Source organism: Pseudoalteromonas sp. TB51 (genome assembly GCF_000498055.1).
GTDB classification, from domain to species: domain Bacteria; phylum Pseudomonadota; class Gammaproteobacteria; order Enterobacterales; family Alteromonadaceae; genus Pseudoalteromonas; species Pseudoalteromonas atlantica.
In genome coordinates this window covers 1-20,441 of sequence record NZ_AUTO01000075.1, presented here as the reverse complement: position 1 = coordinate 20,441, position 20,441 = coordinate 1, and the positions used below count along the sequence as shown (strand labels likewise).

The window sequence follows — 20,441 nt, the reverse complement described above, 5'->3', positions numbered from 1 at the left end:
GGAGAATAAATATGAAAGCAGTTATAACCGCCACATTGTGTGTTTTTAGTGCTCAAGCGGTGCTTGCACAAACTAACCACATTAAAACAGCTGAGCGAAATAAGCCCTTTAAAAGTAGCTTTGAGCTAAATGCAGATGCTGAAGTTGGGCTATTAAGTAACTCGGCGCTCTCTGTTCAAGAGCTTGACGATATTTCCTCGCAAAGCGACAGCGGCATAAAAACCGCAGCCGGTGTTAATGCAAAATGGCAAGTAACCAAAAGCGCTAAATTAACCTCAAGCTATAAGTTTGAACAACAAGACTACGATGAGTTTGATCAATACGATTTAGACCTGCATCAATATGGTTTAGATGGCAGTTATAGCTTTAATAGCCATGAGGTAGGGGTTCGTTACGATGGCGCAAAAGCAAATGTAGATGGCGAAACATTTTTACATTTTAATCAAGCCAGTGCTTACTATGGCCATTTTTTAAACCCGCATACGTACTTGCGTATGAGTGTAAAAACCAAAGCTAAACGTTTTGCTACTGCAAAAGCACGTAATGCCGACGGCGTAGGCGGCGATGTAGCGCTTTATCATTTTATAAATAATGGCCAAACCATGCTAATGGCATCGCTAAGTGCCGATAAAGAAAACGCCGACGACAACCAATACGACTTTAACGGCTANTTTACTACTAAAGTTACGCACAAATTTACGGCCTTGAATGTGGCTAACAAAGTGGGGGCTGGCTGGCGTTATCAAAATAAAGATTACGATGAGCAAACAACGGGTGATTTTTTTGAGCAAATACCGTCGCGAGATGAGCACAGAAATGTAGTTAATGCGTTTTATAACCTAGCTTTATTTGAGCACGTAACATTAATAGCCGAGGCCGAATATGGCGATTATCAATCAAAGCTTAGTAGCAATACCTATACGCAATCGGTTTTATCGGCATCAGTTAAAGTGCACTTTTAGGTGGGTAAATGGCACCATAACCAAAGGTGGTGTCTTTGCCTTGCTCGCCTAAGTCGATGGCAAGCGATGTAAGCTCGTTAAGTGCTTTGGTTTTATTATTACCATGCTTTAACAATAAACAACTTAATGCCGCGCTTACATGCGGCGCCGCCATTGACGTACCCGACTCCCTTCCAAATTTTCCATTGCCTTGGCTTGTAACAACATTTACACCAAGGGCTGCAAAGTCTATGTAATCGCCTTTATTTGACCATCTATAAATTTGGTTTTGTGAATCAATAGCACTTACCGCTATCACGCTTTTATACGCACCTGGGTATAACGGCTGCGACGCCGGCCCTTGGTTACCTGCAGCAGCTACAATTAACACGTTTTGTTTTATTGCTGCAGTAATACTTGCTTCTAAAACTGCGTTATTTGGCCCTGTTAGGCTCATATTTATTACGGGTATTTTATTACTGACTAGCCAGTTAAGTGCTTCTACTATGGCAAATAATGTAGCCCCTTGAGCATATTCAGATTGCCTATAAAACACCTCGGCACTGTAAAGCTTGGCATTGCCTAAAAGCGGGCTAAGTTTTGCGCCTTTACCTGTTATTAGCCCTGCAATGGCGGTGCCGTGTAAATTTGGCGAGCTTAACCCTTGTGGTAAAAAGCTTTGCGTGGTGATATTTGTGCCTTTAAAAGCACTGTGTTTGGTATTAATGGCGCTGTCGATCATGCCAATTTTTACGCTTTGTGTGCAGTAGGGGGCAATAGAGTTATTTGGTGTTACTTTTTCGGTAGGCTCGCCAGTTTGTGCTTGGTATATGTGGTTTCGGTCAAGTATTGCAGACTCATCTAAGTTAAGCGCTTTTAATAACTCACTTTTAGAATTAACACCTTGCGGGGCGTTAAAGCGTACTAAGCTCATGTTAAGTGCGTTGTAATTTTTTACCGATACAATGGTTACATTTTGCTGTTTTAGGGTATTAAGTTGTTGGCTATTTGCCATTAATAACCATTGGCGCTCTATTGCTCTAAAGCCGTTTTCTAGCTCTACTTCAACAAATGCGGTGTTTTGGCTATTTATATTAATGTTAAGCACATTGGGTAAGCTGCTAATTGGCTCACTAATTTGCGCTTTTAGTTCATCAATCGAAACTTGTGGTACAGGCGCCGGAAGCGGCAGGCGTTGTGCTCGCTCTATAGTTTGCTCAATACGCTGCTCTATTGGGTTTAGTTGCCCAAGCACTTGATCGACGCTTACTATATTGGCTGAGCTCGTTGCGCTAAATATGCAAAGCGAAGTGGCTATTATGTGTTTAACGCGTGTGTTTTTAATATTCATAGTGGGTTACTTCTATTAAATTTATCATGCTTGTAGTTAACGTTTAACACATAGAAATATTTCATTATTCAAATTATTTTGATTATTTGGGAATAAATGTTTTTTTGAATCGTCTTCTTTATAAAAGGGGTAAAAATCAATGAAAGAAACATTAAAAACCTTATTGCCCATGCTTAGGCGTTTTGCCTATTCGCTAACGGGTAGTAAAGCAGATGCAGACGATGTAGTGCAAATAACAATTGAAAAACTATTAGTAAAAGGCATTCCGGATGACGTTGAGCCTGCTAAATGGGCGTTTAAAATTTGCCGCAATGTGTGGATAGACGAATACCGCTCACGCAAGGTAAGGCAAAGTACGGCCCAGGCCGATGTTTTACCAGAGCCAATTACAAGTAATGAGCATCAAACACTCGAAAACAAACAAATGCTTAAAAATGTAAATACCGCACTTGGCCAATTACCCGAAGAGCAACGCGCCATTGTATCGCTGGTGGCAGTGCAAGGCATGGCCTATAAAGAAGTAGCACATACACTCGATATACCTATAGGCAGTGTAATGAGTAAATTATCGCGAGCACGCAGTACACTTTATAACTTAATAAAACCCGACTTTAAAAAGGAGCAAGTATGAACATTAACGACGAAACACTTAGCGCCTTTTTAGACTCAGAGCTAAGCGAGCACGAAATGGAGCAAGTGCGCAAAGCCCTTGAAACCGATGATGAACTAGTAATGCGACTTGCAGAGCTAAGCGAAGTAGACATGCGAGTAAAAGAGCACGCAACAAGTATTGATGGCGCGCCCCTTAGTGACTCATTAGCTAAAACGGTTGCAAAGCTTGATACAGCAAAGACAAAAAACACGTTAAATAGCAATGTAGTAACGTTAACGCCTTGGCAAAGGGTTAAGCAGTCGGCTAATAAAAGCTTAGCAATAGCTGCAAGCGTTGCCATGGTATTTGGTATTGCAATGACTAGTTATTTACAACCCAATGAGTCGCAAAATTTAGTAGCCAGTAACATAGCCTCTGCCCTTAATACACAACTAAGTAGTGGTGAGTATGAGCAAAGTGATGGCTCAGTATTTAGCGCGCAGCTTAGCTTTAAAAATCAGCAAGGTGAGCTTTGCAGGCAGTATGCGCTAAGCTCAAACAATACCACGCAAACAAGCATTGCTTGTAAAACGCAAAGCGGTTGGCAAATTAAAGCGCAAACAGCCGCGCAGCAAAGTGATAATGGCGCGCAATATCAAACGGCGTCTAATAACAGTGAGTTAGATGCTGTTATAGATAGCATGATCAGCGGCGCACCACTAGATAGAGCGCAAGAGCAGCAAGCAATTAGTGCAAAGTGGCAGTTAAACCAATAATAGCTTTTATAAAACGAGGTGAATAATGAAAACATCTATTTTAATTATCAGTATTTTACTTATGGCGGGTTGCGCTTCTAACCCCGACTACCGCCCAGCTAATAATGGCTCACAAGGTTATAGCGAGCAAAAAATTAGCGACGATCAATACCGCGTCGAATTTAAAAGTGTGTCAAACAACGTAGCCGATGCCGGTGATTATGCATTGTTACGCGCGGCTGAACTTACCCAAGCGCAAGGCTACGACTGGTTTGTTGTAACAAATAAAGAAACCTTTGTTGAGTCTAAATCGCAAGCGCCCGCGTCATCTATTAGTGCATCACACAGCCAGCAATATGAGCGAAACTGCGGTTTATTAACCTGCGAAACACGCGTACGCCCGAGCAATAGCGTAGGCGTACAATTGAGCAACAATGATAAACGCAAAGAAGTACACACCCTGATTGACATTAAAATGGGCAAAGGCATTAAACCCAGCGACAATAGCTATAGCGCACAAGACTTAATTGAAAACTTAAGCAAAAAGACACAAAACTAATTATGAGAATAGTTATTAGCTGTTGCTATTTTACATGTGATTATATTTCAGCTACACACTTACGGTCTAACCTTTAGAGACAGTGGGCACTTAATTATTAGTCGGTTAGGTGCCTACTTTAAATGTGATTACACACCCCCCTTGGACTTCGAAGTCTTTTAATCTGTATTTTCTCTACCATACTTCTTTCTTTGGTTGTTATTGTTAAATTAAACAGATCAAACCAGTGCTTTAAAGAATAAACTTGTAAAATAACTTTATAAGTTTAAAGGGTTTATTTTTGTTTAAATACGCTGCTTCGTTTTTAGTGTTATGAACATGTAAAACTTTTACATAATCTTTATTGCATTCGAATGCAAAAAGCGATAGTTTTTATAAGTCGAAAAAATAGGCATTTAAATCGCGCTTTTAATCATTATAAATACTTAAAATTCGGTTGCGGGTTATTTAGCCCTTAAATGCTTAATAAAATAACTTATATCAACAGGTGGAGAACTAATCTCATGGCCGCACATATTTTACGTAAAACACTTATTTTTGCTGCAGTAAACACGGCGATATTGGGCTCAGCCTCGGTATACTCGCAAGAGGCAAAGTTAAACCCTAACAAAGAGTTGGAGGTTATTTCGGTTACCTCTACTAAGCGTGTTAAAAGTATTCAATCAGTGCCGTTGGCTGTGACCGCTGTATCTGCTAAAGATTTACTAGAAAATGGCGTTACTGATATCTTAAACCTTGATAGCTTAGCGCCAGGGTTAAAGTCGGGTGTGTCGGGCAGTGATGCTCGCCCAGCTATGCGCGGTGCTAGAACAGAGCAAGTAGAGGCTAACGATGTTGCCATCGCGTTTTATTCTAACGGTGTTTATCGTCCTCGTCACGGGCAGGCGCTTGCTGGGTTTGTTGATTTAGAGCGTGTTGAAGTATTACGCGGGCCACAAGGTACATTGTTTGGTCGTAACTCATTTGGTGGTGCGATTGATGTTATAGCTAAAAAACCAGAGCTAGATATTACCGAAGGCGGTATGGCCGTTACATTTGGTAATTATGGTCATTTACGTGGTGAGGGCTTTTTTAATGCAGCGCTTACTGATGATACCGCGGTGCGATTTACTGGCGTTCGAGAAATAAGAGATCCCTACGTTGAAAATACATTTAATGAAGATGCAGGCTTAAAAGATGCTGATATGTATTTTTTACGTGGCCAAGTTTTTACTGAAATTAACGACGATATAAATTTAAATGTAAAAGTAGAAACGTGGCAGGATGAATCAAATGGCGGCGGTGCTTTTGGCTACCATATTTTAGGCGTTCCTATAAACCCTGCAACGGGTAAAACAAGTTTGTCGGCACCATTAACTGAGCGAATTGGTCGTGACGTTGTGTGTGGCAGTAATTGTGGCCGCTTTGGTGCAGGTTTAGATAACGCTGCAACACCAGGGCTTGATACAGCACAGGCGGTATCGTCAGACCCATTTACTCAGCAGTTTGACTATAAACCATCGCGTGATGTAAGTGATGTAAGCATTAGTGCAGAGCTTAACTGGTCATTAGAGTCGGTAGATTTGAAAGTGATTGCAGCCTCAATGGATTACGAAGAAACGCGCCTTACTGATGGTGATTTTTCGACTTATGCAACCACGGTTGATGGCAATGCGATTGAATCAAAAACAAACTCGTTAGAAGTGCAGGTTAGCTCAACGTATGAAAGCGACTTTGAATGGGTAGCGGGTATTTATTTGCTCTCAGAAGATTTAGACAACGCATTTTTAAATGGCAGCTATGGCGCTGTGGTTGATAATGTGCCAGATACAACGCAACCCCAAGAATTTCAGTACGCGTCGTGGTTAAATCAAATTCAGTTAGAAACAAGATCAGCTGCGGCCTACTTTCAAGGTAATTACACATTTAATGATGATACACGCGGTATAGCCGGCATTAGGTATACAAATGACAGCCGTGAGTGGGATATTTACGGCCAAAACCCAGATAACTTAAGCACGCTCGATTTTTCTGTACTTGAGGTTGATAGCGCAGACGATGATTGGAGTAAAGTAACGTGGAAGCTAGGTCTTGAGCACGATTTAGCAAGTTCTCAACTGCTTTATGCTACAGTTTCTACAGGCTTTTTAGCGGGTAACGCACAAGGCGCATTTAATGGTGAAGATAGCTACGATGAGCAAACAGTAACGGCTTATGAGCTTGGCTTTAAAAGCATGCTGCTTGATAATTCATTAAGATTTAACGCTTCTTTATATTACAACCAGTACGAGGACCTACTTTCTACTCGTTTTCAAAACGTGGGTGGTACGGCGGTGTCGTTTTTTGGTAATGCCGGGGAAATTGATGCTGCAGGTCTTGAGTTAGAAATTGATTGGCAGGCAAGTGATGCATTGCGCCTAGGGGCACGCGCCGCGTTTACAGACTCAACGTATGGCGACTTTGTTACGCCAAATGTATTTGAAGAGGGTGGAGAGACCATTAATGGCGTAGATAACTTACTGCAACTAGATGGTAATGACGTGCAGCTAAGCCCTAAATACAATATTACACTATTGGCCAGTTATGAGTTTGATTTAGGTGATAAAGGCCGCGTTGTGCCTGCTACCAGTATTCAATTATCGGATTCGTATACAACCAACGATTTGCCTTTTTCATTTGGTACTCAAGAAAGTTACCAAAAGTACGATGCTAGCCTTGCATGGTATTCGGCAGATAATGAGTGGTCTGTACGTGCGTATGTTCAAAACGCAGGAGATGAGCTTATACTACTTAGGACAGTCCGCTTTGGTGGTAATGTGGCTGCGGCCGATTATGCTAATCCTCGCACTTATGGTGTAAGGGTAGGTTATAACTTTTAGGCATTTTTCAATAATGTATTTTAAGGTTTAAGTAAAAGTGTAAGTTTGTGCATTTTGCTAAAATATAGCATTGAAATTTTAAATTAAACAATCGCTTACATAGAGCCAGTAATAAATTATTACTGGCTTTTTTTGTGTTTCGAAATCACTTTATTTTTATTTTAATGTATTGTTTTATTTAGGTTAATTTCAATAAGGTTATTATTCGAGCAAAAAGTTGTTGATCTTTTTGACTTCGAAGTCTATTTTAGAGCCATGCATTTTCAATTGATACAACTTGTTTACTGTAATAATTGAAAATGTAGGTTTGGGGAGAACTAAATACGTTTTATACTGGGGAGAATAACTATAATGAAAGCTAAATTTACACGGACTCTCGTTCATTTTGCTGTAACCACCGCTATTGCAGCAACCACAATGAACGCACACGCTGCGCAAGAGCCAGAACAAGCACAAGCGCAAGAACAAACCGCAGAGCCCGCGATAGAGCGTATAGCGGTAACGGCAAACCGTCGCTCACAAGACCTACAGGAAGTATCATCATCAATAACAGCATTAGGGGAAGGGGACATTGCCCGTGCTGGTATTATTGATGTTACGGGTCTTGAACAAGTGGTACCAGGCTTACGTATGGGCTCTTCGGGTGGTGAAGTTAGACCCGCTATGCGTGGCGCTCGCACCAACGAAGTAGGTGTAGCAGGCACCGGTATTGCTGAGCAAATTGTAGGTATATTTCAAGATGGTATTTATGTGCCGACTACCTCATCGGGCTTAGGCGCGCTGGTGGATGTTCAACGCATTGAGGTATTACGCGGGCCGCAAGGTACGTTATATGGCCGAAACACGTTTGCGGGCAGTATTAATATTATTACTAATCAACCTGTTTTTGACGATTTACTGGGGAGTATAAAAGTTGAAACCGGCAGCTATAACCGCAGCGCTTATGAAGGAATTATAAATATTCCAGTAAGCGACACCGTGGCAACCCGTTTTGCAGTGGCCTCTGATCGTCACGATGGTTATATCAATAATTTAGTTGTTCCAGGCCCTTCAGATGACTTGCGCGAGAAAAACCAGTTTTATATGCGTAACGTTACTAAGTGGGAGCCAAACGAAAAGTTTAATGCCACAGTACGCTTTGATTACTCGCGTAAAGACTCAAACTCAGAAGCTATTTGGGGTTACCAACAAATAGCGGGCTACCAAATTGAAGAAACCTCGCCGGGGTCGGGTGTATTTAACACCACGCCTACAATAACCGAGGGGCATATTTATCAGCCAAGTGATGCGCAGCACGAAGACCTTGGCCCGTATGATGTTTACCGCAATGGTTTTTCACTTGATAAGCAAGAAAGCTTTTCGACCACATTAGCACTTGAATGGTATACCGACTTTGCTGATATTAAATGGACCACCAACTACTCAACGCTTAGTGGTAAACAATATTACGATAACGACTACAGCGACGGTGGCATTGATTTTGTAGGTGGTTTTGGCCGTGAGGATGACCAAAAAACACTCTCATCTGAGCTGCAGTTTTCATCTAACGATGAGGGTGATTTTTCGTGGATTGGTGGCCTTTACTACTTTGACCAAGAAGCAGATTGGAGCTGGTTATCGCATGCAGATACCACAGGCGATGGTGTGTCAGATTCTGTTGTAGTGCCTTCATGGGGGAACCCGGGTTACGACCCGCATACGGCAAAATCTATTGCGGCGTATGGGCAATTACGCTACCAAGTAACAGAAGATTTGCGCGTGGTAGGTGGGTTGCGTGTAAACCAAGACGACAAAACATTTACCGGCGATACAATTCCTGATTGGGATGACTCTGCGCTACTTTATAAAGCGGCTGCCGAGTACGACATTAATAACGATATTATGGTGTATGCAAGTGTAGCGACAGGCTACAGAACCGGTGGCGCAAACGATTCGCGCGTTGTAGCTCGCGGTGCTGACCCACTTTACGATAACGAAGATGTTATCTCTTACGAAATGGGTATGAAAAGCTATTTGCTTGATGGCGCAATGCGTTTAAATCTTTCGGTATTTATGAACGAATACGAAGATGTAAAAGCACAGTTATTTGCAACCTCATGTAACGATACAACCACTGGCGATACTGTTTTAGAGTGTGTTGCCGCAGGTACTGCTACCACCTTTGAATACTACGAAAACGGCGGCGATGTAGAAACTGTGGNGGGCCTAGAAGCCGATATTCAATGGGTGCCAATTGATAACCTAACACTAACCGGTACTTTATCTCTGCTTGATAGCGAATTTGCTGATGGCTATGCAGTAGGTAATGAGCAGCTTCGCCCATTATTAGCATTAGGTAACTTAGAAGGCCGCCAAGATATAAACGACAGCTCTAGTCAGTTTAGTTTTGAAGGCTGGAGCCCAGCTATGGCGCCTGAGTACAGTGTTGGTTTTTCAGCTCGTTATGAGTTTAGCTTAGGGGGGGATTCGTACTTAGTACCGTACATTCAACTAAATTACTTAGACGATTACTACGCGTTTGATACGAACATCCCAGAGGTGCAAGTAGATGCGCACTTAATGGCTGATGCACGTTTAACTTGGTACATTAACGACAGTGTGCAAGTAGAAGCGTACGTTAAAAACATTGGTGATAAAGCGATTTTAACTCGTGGTGTAGTGCACTCACAAATTGTTGATGGCTTACCTGCAAACTCAGTACAAGCTAACTGGAACAATCCGCGTACGTGGGGCGCAAGCTTAAAATATCAGTTTTAGAATTTCCTAAATGGCCGCTACGGTCATTACTTTCAGCCAGCTATTTATTAGCTGGCTTTTTTTATTTTAAGCTTGTTAGTTAGCTCCAGTTAGCTGCTATTTAACCTTACTATTGTATTTACCCAACCTTTACTGGCATTTATTGAGTGCGCTTTTATTGGCTTTAGATTGTAAGCTTAACCCCTCTAACCAGCCCTTCATTTAAGTTTGCTAAATGCATACGTGTATTTAAGCCATAAGTGCGTAACTTACAAAGTGGGGTGCTTGGCTTTTGGTTGTATACTCGGGCTTTAGTAAGGCGAGGCTGATACTTTATTTATTGCCTTTAACTATTTTAAAGCGTTATTTTTTAAATAAGTAATACCCACTCGCTTAATTAAGTGAGCTATTTTGAGTTATAAAAGCGAGTCATAAATAGGGTAAAAATTGATTAAGTATGATTACAGGTTGCTACAAAGGCCATCTATAAAAAAAGCGCTCAGTGAGCGCTTGAAGGGAAGTGGAAAAGGTGACCTTATAATGCAAACTGCTGGTTAAGTGCCAGCGTGTCGAATTGCATTACTTCGTGGGTTATTTGATTATCGCTGATGCTAATAACACTAATTATTTGCTGACGTACACGTACGTTTTTAGCATTAAAGCTGCCATCGAGAGTCCAGCATAGGGTGGCTTGGTTTTGCGTACTGTCATACTCAACGGTTTCTAGCTGAGCATAGCGTCTGCTTAGCGATTGCGTAAAATCTAAGTGGCAATCAAGCAGCGCGCTAATAGGTTGTGGCTGTGTGTTACCTGCAAGTACAGCCGTAGCGCTTGGAGTATAAAGGGTTTCAAACTGAGCCAGGTTGTTAGTTTGCCAAATTTGCCACCAGTTATCTAAAGTACGAGCAGTGTGAGAGGGCAGCTCGCAAATAGTGCTGGGGGTTGCATGAAAAGTAGTAGGGTGCAGCTGGTTATCTAAATCGCTAACGATAATTGGGTCACTTTTTGGTAGTTTAGGAATAACTGAGCTGTTATTTACGGTTGTATTTACATACTCGTTATTCGCTAGCGACAACGTATCAACCACACATTTTACTGACTTAATAAAAGTCCCGTTGTGTTTTATTACAAACGTTAAACGCACTGGGTTTTTAAGCTTTTTAGGCTGTAAAACCAGCTGTAGGGTTTCACGTTCTGCGCCTACACTATGGGTGTGCGATACACACTCAGACACACCATATTGAGCTAAAAAGCTAAGCCACAAAGGCTGCGCCTGCAAAGCACCCATGGCGGTAAAGTGGTGCTGCTGCCAACGGCTACTGCGAAGCAACTTGCTGCTTATACCTTCAATGTCGGCTTTAGTGTATAAATCGATAATAGCGTTGATCATGCATTTTCCTCCCACTGTGATTTGTTGACTAATGCATGTGCTTTAAATAAGTTTGCATAAAGTGCTACTTCATCAAAAACGGTGATCTCTTCGATGATTTTTTTGTTTTTAATACGCAAATGCGATGCGCCTAAAATAAAGTAAGGCTGCTGTTTAAGCTCACTTAGCTCGCTATTTTGCGGGTTAAAGTGGCCGGCGAGCGACCAACGTATCGCTACATCTGTCGTGGTTTCGTCAAATGGGGTAATAGCTATATGATCAATCGTTAATTTGGCGTCGGGGCAGGTTGCAAAAAATTGTATAAATACGCCATTAATTTGTGCAAGTCCGGTGGCCATTCTGCCGCTAGGCCATTGTTGTGTTGCCGTTAAACTGTAAAATTCGTGTACTTTAGCAAACTGTTTTTGATTAAATAGCGTGTCTAACCAAGTGTGGGCAAATGCCGCAAGCTCACCCTCTACAATGGGCGTACTTGCAACGCGGTGATCTATGGCAATTACACGGTTAAATTCATCGTTTAGCCACTGCGTGTGTTTTTCTTTACTCGGAATGTTTGCCATGTGTTTGGCTACATTAATAATGTTTAAGCCAAGCTGCTTAACTAAAAAGCCGTTGTCGCGCACTAGCCACTCTTTAACTATTTTGTTTTCAAAGCATACGCAGTCGGCAATGGTTGTAACACGGCCTGTTTTATGTGTTGCTGGGCCAAACTCAGAGTTACCAGTGTTGGTCATTACACTGCTAATTAAATGTGATGAGTAATAGTGCTCGTTGGCTTCTTCTGAAAACACCACGTTTTCGCCAATTAGGCTCCTGTCGGGGAAGGCCGCAATAGTTTTAAGTGTACCTTGAATAACATCTTCTATGTTTTCGCCATAGGCGCCAAGGGTAAAAACAGGACATACATCGGCGTAATAGCGATAGCATAAGCCAATGTTTTTTTGCTCCCAAATACGGTGCGTTATGCGTAAAATGTAATCAACGATATCAACAAATTCGTCATCAAAACCGATTAAAGGCTGTTGTTTGTCACCTTGCGGGTTTAACACGCTCGATAACGGCAGCCAGTAAGGTTGGGTCATATTATTGTGTTTGTTCATGCTCACCTCTTAATTAGCTGCGGCTATTTTGCGTTGCATTTGCTCAAAAATATCAATGCCCATTCCATTTAATAAATGAGGGATATCAATAGCGACCCAGTTTTCTTTTAATATGCCGTTTTCGCAGCGCCAAAAGTCCATGACACGCGGGAACAGCTTATTGCCAGAAGGCGGTAAACCTAACCAGTCTTCACCGGTATGGGTGCCATACATGTGAGGCCATCCGCCGGTAGCAACAAAGTTATCGTGACTTACTAAACACAGTGTTTTATTAATACCGCGATCTGGAAAGCCTTTTAAAAACGGCCCTTGATGGTGCTCTCTAAAACCGCTAATTCCGCGGGTTGTACCAATGCCTGCTGGGCCATACCAAATAAAGTCTGGGTGCCAGTATTTTTCTAAATTAATGCTGTATAAGTCTTTACCGTCATAGCGGCCAAGCTCTGTGAGCATATCCACTACAAGTTGCTCGTTGGTTTTGCTAAGCGTTTCGTTTTTATCACCTGTAGGTACGCCATCAAGTGTGGTGGGGGGCATAACTAAACCTGGGTAACCTAAGCTTGGGCGTAATGGGTTTACGCCTACTTGGTTCATTACATCAATTAAATCTAAAAATGTATAAACACTAACTACTTGGTTGTTTTCTATTTGCGCCATTTCGCTGTAGCGAATAAACACACTTTTGCCACTGGCAGGAATACCCAATAAAGGCTGTGTAAATGTGCCGGTAAAATACCCTGTTGCACACACCCATTGCTCACCTTTGTAGTCGCCCTGGATAGAGATAAACGGTTTGCGCTCTATGTCAGGTAACGAATGTTTAAGTACGCCAAAGTAATCATTAATCACATTTTGCTTTGTGCTAATAGGCTCAAAAGGGTGGCTTACCTGCCATTGAACGGAGTCTGCAAGCAATGCTTGATTTGGCAATTCTGCAGCGCTGAAGTTTTCGAAAAGTTGTTCTAAAATATTCATTTTTTCACCTTACACAAAATATTCAAATAACATGAGAGAGGCAAAGCTCAGTACAAAAAAGCCAAGTAACCAGTAATTGATTGAGTCAAACTTACCCGGAATTAAGTACCAGCCGTTTTCTTTTTCTGGACGTTTTTCATTTTTAAATGCTTTTAACTGACCTTTAATGGTGTATTCGTTGTAATCCTCTTGATAGCCATCAAATGCAATACTTAACGCAATGCTAAATACAAGGCAGGTTATTGCCCCTATGGCGCAGTACCATGGCCATGCAATGTCGGTAAACAGTGCGCACACAGCAACGGTAATAAACGACACTAAGGTGCCTATTAATAAGCCTTTTTCGGTGGTGTGCTTAGAGAAAAACCCAAGGGCAAACATGCCAAGCTGAGCACCTACAAAGTACGAGCCTACTTTAGTGAGTATTTCTAAAATTGAGCCTTCGCTGTATAGGTGATACATAATGGCCGGAATAATAATGATCACCGCCCAACCTAGCGTAAATAAGCGAGTAACATTTAAATAGTGAGCGTCGTTTTTTTCAGGCGCAAAGTACTTTTTATAAAAATCGATAGTACTTATGGTTGAAAGTGAGTTAAGTGCTGAATCGAGGCTCGACATAGATGCTGCCATTANCCGCCGCGGCAATAATGCCCATTAACCCTGGTAAGCCATAATCAGCTGCAAACTGTAAAATAATTAAGTTGTCGTTTTCAAAAGTGCGCCCGCCGTAGTAGCTATAAAACAGCACGCCCATAAATATAAAAAACAAGTAAATAAAGAACGCGATAAAGCCCATTAGTAAGTAGGATTTTTTAGCATCGCCAATATTTTTAGCTGCAAGGGTGCGCTGCACCATCATTTGGTTAGTGCCATACACCGTAATGTGATAAAGCGACATAGCCAGCACGCCAGACCACACGGTAGTTACTTGGGTAAAGTCGAGCGAGAAATTAAGTGGGTCTAATTTACCTTGTCTTTTTAGCTCGCTCAGTGTTGAGCTAAATGAACCATCCATAGAGGTAATAAGGGCATACATAATAATACCAGCCCCTATAAATAAGATGGCTGACTGAATTACATCGGTCCATATAACGGCGGTTATGCCACCTAGCATGGTATAAATAAGGGCGATTATGGTAACTAAAAATATCGCAGTTATAACATTTATATCGATAATAAAGGCCAACACTAAGGAGGTTGCATACAGCACTGCGGCTGAACCCATAGTTTGCGATATTAACCAAATAGTAGAGATAAGTAAGCGGGCCTTTTTACCAAAGCGGCGCTCTTGGTATTCGTAAATAGAGGCCACGCCCGCGTTGTAAAAAAACGGAAAAAACAAACACACCNGGGTAGTTAAGGTGTATGGCAATAACCGAGAGTCCCTCTTTGTAAGACCACGCTGGCGCACCTAAAAAGGTGAGCGCACTTACATAAGTAGCAACAACCGATATACCAATAGCCCACCAAGGTGTTGTTTTTCGACCTATGTAAAAGTCGTTAGCACTACTGATCTTTTTACTAATTACAAACCCAAGCATTAGGTTGGCAATTATGTACCCGATGAGAATGCTCCAATTCAACAATCCAAAATCATTCATAATTAATCCTGTTAGATTAGGTTTTACGGGCTTGAGAGCCTATTTGTATTTTTTATTTTGAATCATCATGAATCACTTTGACTTCGAAGTCAATTCTCATTAGTATTATTTTAAAGCAATTTATAACTTACTATTCACAGGCTTTTAATTACTCTTTAAATGCAATACATTTTGTTAAAGTGTGTTTAACGGCGGTTTGAAGACATTAATTTGACTGCGCAAACAATGAGGAATAATCATGGCAGATATACTTAAAGATAAACAACTAGTTCGTCAATTTCATACTGCATTAGAAAAAGCACAAGGCAATGATTTACAAGCCGTATTTAATGAGTTTATGGCCAACGAATACAATTTTAAAGGGGTGCATCCGTTTAATGAGCTTGAGTGTGCGAATGATGTAATTGCCCAAGTTTGGCAGCCATTATTTAGCTCGTTTAGTGCGCTGCAGCGCCGTGAGGATATTTTTATTGCAGGGCAAAGCGAAGCCGACGGTGGCCAGTGGGTGATGAGTATGGGTCATTTTATGGGCTTATTTGATAAAGACTGGCTAGGTATTGCGCCAACCCATAAGCTTGCCACTTTGCGCTATGCCGAATTTAACTGTGTTAAAGACGGAAAAATAATTCAGTCCGGTTTTTTCGTCGATATTATTGGCCTTATGATGCAAGTAGGTTTAAACCCGTTACCGCTCCCTACTGGGCAATATTTTACGTATCCTGGGCCGCGTACGCACGATGGTATTCGTTTGGGTAAAAGTAGCGATGAGCAAAGCGAAAAAACAATGGCGCTGGTAAATCAAATGATTGATAACCTAACCGCGCTTAATAAAAGTGGCGTTGATACGTGCCCGCCCGAAGTGCTTGGTAAAACCTGGGATGAAAACATGGTGTGGTATGGCCCAGCAGGCATTGGCGCTACCTACACAATTAAGCGTTATCAGCAGCAGCACATGTATCCGTTTAGAGAAGGGTTAACGGGTAAAGTATTTAACGGCCATATTTGCCGTTTTGCTGAAGATGAGTTTGCCTGCTTTTTTGGCTGGCCTAATTTAACTAACACGGCCATTGGGGGCTTTTTAGGCCTACCGGGTGCTAATACCCCAGCAGATATGCGCGTGGTTGATGTGTATCACCGCGAGGGCGATAAACTGGTAGAAAACTGGGTCATTATTGATATTCCTTATTGGTTAAAACAACAAGGCCTAGATATTTTAAAGCGCACGCAAAGTATTGCGAACCCTGGCGCATAGTCTATTTAAGTAATAAAAAAGCTCTGTTTAACAGAGCTTTTTTTGTTTATACGCCCTAGGGCGCAAAGTTTAAATAGCGCGCTTTGGTAAGCTCTTTCATGCGTGCGAATACATCTACTCCAATTTGATGGTAGACATCAAGAATATCTATTAATACCCAGTTTTCGCGAATTAAGTTATTCTCGGCGCGCCAAAAGTCGAGACTACGCATGGTTATTTGCTGATTTGCGGGCGCAATACCTAACCAACCATCATTACTAATAGTCATGCTCATACCCGGCCATGCGGTAAAGCCAACATAGTTTTCATCGGCAAATAAATAGCCTTTACTTGCATCACCTACTCGGTTTGGCAGGGCATTTAAAAACGGAATTTGATGCCAGTTTCTAAACCCTTTTATACCTCGTGCAGTGCCTATGGTACTTGGCCCATACCAGCTACAGTGCGGGTGCCAAAATTGCTCAAGCTTCATGGCCTCTATACCACCTTTGGCATAAAAACCAAGGTGCTCACACATGTCGCCCACAAGTTTTAAGCTTTGTGCTGCGTGCTCTTCATTGTATTCGTTTGTGATTAATCCATCTTGCGTTGCAGGGCCTGGTACATGCCACTCTTTACCTAAGCTCACCGAAAGCGGCCATACTTTAGCTTGCATCATTACTTCGGGAATATCCCAAATAGCTTGTACTTCTACCACTTTGTTATTTTTAATGCGGTAAAATTCATGAAAACGCATGCTAACTTGGTGCCCTGTAGGGGGGATATCAAGCCATGGCTTTTCAAACGAACCGGTATAATAACCGCAACAACCTACCCAGTCTGAGTCGTTAATTGAGCTACCTGCCATAACGATTGTATCGCGGCGCTCTAATCCTACAAATGCCTCGCTAAGCGGTAAATAAACTTGCTCAATAAGTGCATTAGGGTTGGTAAGAGTTTCAAACGGGTAACACAGCTGAATGAGCGCGTCCTCGCTAAACACGTTATTAATTTGTGTATGCAACGCGTTTATATCAAAGTTATACAGAGCCTGTCTAAAGTCGTGTATTAACGCTTTATTTTTATTATGAATGTTCATTGTTTTGGGCTCCTGTTGCTGTTTCAAATTGCTCTCGCAATTGCTTAGCGCCACTTAATAAAAAGCTGTGATCTGAGCCTAATAAATAAAAGCTCACGCCTAATGATTGCCAATGGCTCAGCTCGCTCAAATTACCTACAAACATGCCACAGCATTTATTATATTTAGCCGCTGCCTTGGCTATTTTAGTAACTGCCTCAAGTACAATAGGGGCACTTGGGTTGGTTTCGCCAAGGGAAATAGTTAAATCCATACGGCCTATAAAAATGCAGTCTATTTCATCTATTTGGCACAGTTGCTCGATATTATCCAGTGCATCGGCATCTTCTATTTGCGCAATAATACAGGTTGATGACTTATTGCTTGCTAGGTTATCGGTTAAGGCATGGGTTGTGTAACCAGCAAAGCGGCTTGAACCGGCATAGCCTCGGCCGTTATTACCATAAAAGCAGTTTTTAATAATTGCTTTTGCTTGTTCGGGGGTTTTTATATGCGGCAGCACAAGGCCATCTGCGCCTATATCTAAGCTACTTAATAAAGTAGCGTGATCTGTATTACTAACACGTATAAGCGTGGGCATATTTTTAGTACGTGCTGCCATTATGCAGCTATCTAAATCGCCTCTATCAAAGGGCGCATGCTCTGCATCAAGGCACAGAACATCAAGGTTAGTGTGAGCCAATACTTCTGTATTATGATAATGCGTGCTTTTAATAAAAGTACCTAGCAGTAGCTGTTTTGCATTTAACTTTTGCTTTAAATTCATGATAAAGACTCCAACCAGTCTAATAAAATTGCGTTTACCGTATTACTTCGCTCAAGCGGGGCAAAGTGAGCGCAATGACCAAGCAGTACAAGGTCACTATTAGGCGCTGCTTCATGCATACTTTGCTGAACACTTGCCGGGCATAACGGGTCATGCTCGCCCCCAATAATGAGTAGTTTTTTTGTACTTTGCTTTATTACGCTTAACGTATCTTCGCGGGTGGCAAGTGCACTCAGCTGGGCGTCAAAGGCGTTAATACCCAGATCGTTTGCCATGCTAAGTACGGTCTCTTCATGGGCTTTACTTGGTTGGTAAAAGTAGTGCGGCAAAAAGTCACGTTTAAGCAGGGCTTCTAAACTGGTGCTTTTGGCGTGTTCAATTTGTTTGAGCCTAATTGCAGGGCGCTCAGGTTTATCGGCTAAATAATTGCTCGACATTAAACACAAGGAGGTAACTAGCTCAGGGTTTGATTTTAACAGGGCAAGCGCAACAATTCCGCCCATGGAAAAACCTATAAATGGGCCCGGCTCTTGTGCAACTTTTTTGCAAAGTTCTACCATTTGCAAAATGCTAGATTGCTCGGTGAAGGGTATTACACACGGTGTATAACCTGCATTTTGCAGTGCGTTAATTTGCGCTGCAAACATGCGGTCATTACATAGCGTACCAGGTAAAATATAAACAGGATTTTTGGCCACAAAAATTCCTTAATTTAACGTTTTTTAATAGAGTTCCCTTCAATTAATGAACCAGTAAATACCCGAACTTCTGCAGCCGCTTGAGGGTTTTCAATGCGCTCCATTAAAATATCAACAGCGGCTTTAGTAAGCTGTTTCATTGGCTGTTGTACTGTGGTTATTTGATAGTTGTACCACGAGGAGGCATTAATACCATCAAATCCTACAACCGACATGTCGTCGGGCACTTTAATGCAAAAGTTTTCTTTTAGTTCATCAATTACGCCAATTGCCATAGCGTCATTACTGCATATTATGGCATCGGGCTTGGGGTGTTTTTTTAACCATTTTTTAAGTGCGTCGCGTGCCGATTTATACCCATAATCACCATAAATAACCGGCGTGTCTTTAACGCCTAGGGTTTGTAAATAATTTTCGGCTATTTCTCTGCGCTCGTTTGCAACATCTGAGTCGGTAGGGCCGGAGATAATTAAATACGATTTATGGTTAGCTTCGTGTAATAAATCAATTAACTGTTTAATGCCTTTGTCGTGATTACAGCAAACGGTGTTTGCATTCGACTCAGGCACATGGCGGTTATAAAGCACAATAGGCGTACTGTGTTTAGCAAATAAGTTTAAGCTTTTACTATCAAAGTGAGCAGCTAGGGCAATTACACCATCAACCTGAAAGGTCCATATGTTTTCGAGTAATTCATCTAGCTCTTCTGCGTTATCAAGTGTAAAGAGCAGCACACGTTTATTGTGCAGTGCCAGCTCTCTGTTTAGCTCAGAAAGCACCTCTGGGTAATTCAGGTTTGCTTGCGATGACAATATAACCGCAACCATACCCGATTGTTTGGTGATCAACATACGGGCAATAGCATTCGGGCGATAGCCCATTTCATTGGCCGTTGCGATTACTTTTTCACGGGTTTTTTTAGACACACTAAAACCAGGTCTAAAAACACGCGATACCGCCGATTGCGATACGCCCGCTACACGGGCAACATCGTATGAGGTGACTCTTTTTTGCTTCAAGATTTACTTCCTATATCGTCTTACACGAATGTCTGCTTGTTCTTTGTGGCCTGCGAACCCTTCTGCAGCACATAATCGTGAACAATACTCACCAACAACCACCGAGGCTTGCTCTGTTACTTGCTGAAAAGTACATGTTTTTATGAATTTTCCTACCCATAGTCCGCCAGTATAGCGCGCAGCTTTACCTGTGGGTAGTGTATGATTTGTACCAATACATTTATCACCATACGAAACATTAGTTTGCGGACCTAAAAATAAAGCGCCAAAGTTTTGCATGTTCTCTTTAAAGTAATCGGTATTGCTGGTCATCACTTGCACGTGTTCAAACGCTAAGTCGTTAGCAACTTGAAGCATTTCTTCGTAGGTGTCACATACAATTACTTCACCGTGATCTTCCCATGCTACGCCTGCAATATCGGCGGTGGGTAAAATAGTAAGCTGCCTTTGCACCTCAGCGATTGTATCTTTAGCTAGTTGCTCTGAGTTGGTGAGTAAAATAGCCGGTGAAGTCGGGCCGTGCTCTGCTTGGCCGAGTAAATCTGCCGCACATAGCTCGCCATCTACACTGTCATCGGCAATAACGAGGGTTTCGGTAGGCCCTGCAAATAAATCAATACCAACACGGCCAAATAGCTGACGTTTTGCTTCGGCCACAAACGCGTTACCTGGGCCAACTATCATATCTACCGGCGCAATAGTTTGTGTACCAATTGCCATTGCAGCTACCGCTTGCACGCCGCCTAAACAATAAATTTCATCAGCAC

16 protein-coding genes and 1 pseudogene are annotated in these 20,441 nt (G+C 42.0%); 7 read left to right on the top strand and 10 right to left on the bottom strand.

The features are described 5' to 3' along the window. Positions 1 to 11: 11 nt before the first annotated feature. On the top strand, positions 12 to 962 hold the full coding sequence (locus L650_RS0103135) for a hypothetical protein (protein WP_029772160.1): 951 nt from the start codon (positions 12 to 14) through the stop codon (positions 960 to 962). Here the strand turns inward: L650_RS0103135 and L650_RS0103130 are convergent. After that, positions 946 to 2,292: a S8 family serine peptidase gene (locus L650_RS0103130; RefSeq protein WP_029772159.1), complete on the bottom strand. Its 1,347-nt coding sequence runs from the start codon at positions 2,290 to 2,292 to the stop codon at positions 946 to 948. The genes L650_RS0103135 and L650_RS0103130 overlap by 17 nt on opposite strands. A 139-nt stretch (positions 2,293 to 2,431) precedes the next feature. Between L650_RS0103130 and L650_RS0103125 the strand changes: the two genes are divergently transcribed. The 5 genes from L650_RS0103125 (at position 2,432) to L650_RS0103105 (ending at position 9,813) form a co-directional block, all read left to right on the top strand. Beyond that, entirely contained in the window at positions 2,432 to 2,923 is a 492-nt protein-coding gene (locus L650_RS0103125; protein ID WP_029772158.1) for an RNA polymerase sigma factor, read from the top strand. Beyond that, entirely contained in the window at positions 2,920 to 3,660 is a 741-nt protein-coding gene (locus tag L650_RS0103120) for an anti-sigma factor family protein (protein WP_029772157.1), read from the top strand. The genes L650_RS0103125 and L650_RS0103120 overlap by 4 nt, the downstream gene beginning before the upstream one ends. Before the next feature lie 25 nt (positions 3,661 to 3,685). Further along, complete coding sequence (locus L650_RS0103115) at positions 3,686 to 4,198, top strand: CC0125/CC1285 family lipoprotein (protein WP_029772156.1); 513 nt, start codon at positions 3,686 to 3,688, stop codon at positions 4,196 to 4,198. Positions 4,199 to 4,701: 503 nt separating this feature from the next. Further along, positions 4,702 to 7,056, top strand: coding sequence for a TonB-dependent receptor (locus tag L650_RS0103110; protein WP_029772155.1), 2,355 nt, complete (start codon positions 4,702 to 4,704; stop codon positions 7,054 to 7,056). A 351-nt stretch (positions 7,057 to 7,407) separates the two neighbouring features. Next, the gene (locus tag L650_RS0103105; RefSeq protein ID WP_029772154.1) at positions 7,408 to 9,813 is read left to right on the top strand and encodes a TonB-dependent receptor; all 2,406 of its coding nucleotides are present in this window, start codon (positions 7,408 to 7,410) and stop codon (positions 9,811 to 9,813) included. 514 nt (positions 9,814 to 10,327) lie between these two features. Here L650_RS0103105 and L650_RS0103100 read toward each other — a convergent pair. From L650_RS0103100 to L650_RS24750, 4 genes and pseudogenes are all read right to left on the bottom strand, one after another. Further along, positions 10,328 to 11,182, bottom strand: coding sequence for a nuclear transport factor 2 family protein (locus tag L650_RS0103100; RefSeq protein WP_029772153.1), 855 nt, complete (start codon positions 11,180 to 11,182; stop codon positions 10,328 to 10,330). Beyond that, positions 11,179 to 12,282, bottom strand: a complete 1,104-nt coding sequence (locus L650_RS0103095; protein WP_029772152.1) for an ester cyclase — start codon at positions 12,280 to 12,282, stop codon at positions 11,179 to 11,181. The genes L650_RS0103100 and L650_RS0103095 overlap by 4 nt, the downstream gene beginning before the upstream one ends. Before the next feature lie 9 nt (positions 12,283 to 12,291). Beyond that, a complete protein-coding gene (locus tag L650_RS0103090) occupies positions 12,292 to 13,257 on the bottom strand; it encodes an ester cyclase (RefSeq protein WP_029772151.1) in 966 nt (321 codons plus the stop codon). Positions 13,258 to 13,266: 9 nt separating this feature from the next. Next, positions 13,267 to 14,861 (bottom strand): annotated as a pseudogene (locus L650_RS24750) (sodium:solute symporter family transporter). Positions 14,862 to 15,099: 238 nt separating this feature from the next. Between L650_RS24750 and L650_RS0103080 the strand changes: the two are divergent. Beyond that, positions 15,100 to 16,113, top strand: a complete 1,014-nt coding sequence (locus L650_RS0103080; RefSeq protein ID WP_029772150.1) for an ester cyclase — start codon at positions 15,100 to 15,102, stop codon at positions 16,111 to 16,113. A gap of 55 nt (positions 16,114 to 16,168) precedes the next feature. On the opposite strand, the gene L650_RS0103075 is transcribed toward L650_RS0103080, so the two are convergent. The 5 genes from L650_RS0103075 to hisD all read right to left on the bottom strand — a co-directional run. Continuing rightward, complete coding sequence (locus L650_RS0103075) at positions 16,169 to 17,191, bottom strand: ester cyclase (protein ID WP_029772149.1); 1,023 nt, start codon at positions 17,189 to 17,191, stop codon at positions 16,169 to 16,171. After that, a complete protein-coding gene (locus L650_RS0103070; protein ID WP_029772148.1) occupies positions 17,178 to 17,957 on the bottom strand; it encodes an HpcH/HpaI aldolase family protein in 780 nt (259 codons plus the stop codon). Before L650_RS0103070 ends, L650_RS0103075 begins: the two co-directional genes overlap by 14 nt. Then, entirely contained in the window at positions 17,954 to 18,655 is a 702-nt protein-coding gene (locus L650_RS0103065; protein ID WP_085065414.1) for an alpha/beta fold hydrolase, read from the bottom strand. The genes L650_RS0103070 and L650_RS0103065 overlap by 4 nt, the downstream gene beginning before the upstream one ends. Before the next feature lie 14 nt (positions 18,656 to 18,669). After that, entirely contained in the window at positions 18,670 to 19,677 is a 1,008-nt protein-coding gene (locus L650_RS0103060) for a LacI family DNA-binding transcriptional regulator (RefSeq protein WP_029772146.1), read from the bottom strand. Then, the coding region (hisD, locus tag L650_RS0103055) for a histidinol dehydrogenase (protein WP_029772145.1) at positions 19,678 to 20,441 on the bottom strand (764 nt) is incomplete at its 5' end.

What these genes read in the sequence shown, in the direction of transcription:
- L650_RS0103130 (WP_029772159.1), bottom strand. Translation starts at nt 2,292, where the DNA reads ATGAATATTAAAAACACACGCGTTAAACACATAATAGCCACTTCGCTT.
- L650_RS0103125 (WP_029772158.1), top strand. Translation starts at nt 2,432, where the DNA reads ATGAAAGAAACATTAAAAACCTTATTGCCCATGCTTAGGCGTTTTGCC.
- L650_RS0103120 (WP_029772157.1), top strand. Translation starts at nt 2,920, where the DNA reads ATGAACATTAACGACGAAACACTTAGCGCCTTTTTAGACTCAGAGCTA.
- L650_RS0103115 (WP_029772156.1), top strand. Translation starts at nt 3,686, where the DNA reads ATGAAAACATCTATTTTAATTATCAGTATTTTACTTATGGCGGGTTGC.
- L650_RS0103110 (WP_029772155.1), top strand. Translation starts at nt 4,702, where the DNA reads ATGGCCGCACATATTTTACGTAAAACACTTATTTTTGCTGCAGTAAAC.
- L650_RS0103100 (WP_029772153.1), bottom strand. Translation starts at nt 11,182, where the DNA reads ATGATCAACGCTATTATCGATTTATACACTAAAGCCGACATTGAAGGT.
- L650_RS0103095 (WP_029772152.1), bottom strand. Translation starts at nt 12,282, where the DNA reads ATGAACAAACACAATAATATGACCCAACCTTACTGGCTGCCGTTATCG.
- L650_RS0103090 (WP_029772151.1), bottom strand. Translation starts at nt 13,257, where the DNA reads ATGAATATTTTAGAACAACTTTTCGAAAACTTCAGCGCTGCAGAATTG.
- L650_RS0103080 (WP_029772150.1), top strand. Translation starts at nt 15,100, where the DNA reads ATGGCAGATATACTTAAAGATAAACAACTAGTTCGTCAATTTCATACT.
- L650_RS0103075 (WP_029772149.1), bottom strand. Translation starts at nt 17,191, where the DNA reads ATGAACATTCATAATAAAAATAAAGCGTTAATACACGACTTTAGACAG.
- L650_RS0103070 (WP_029772148.1), bottom strand. Translation starts at nt 17,957, where the DNA reads ATGAATTTAAAGCAAAAGTTAAATGCAAAACAGCTACTGCTAGGTACT.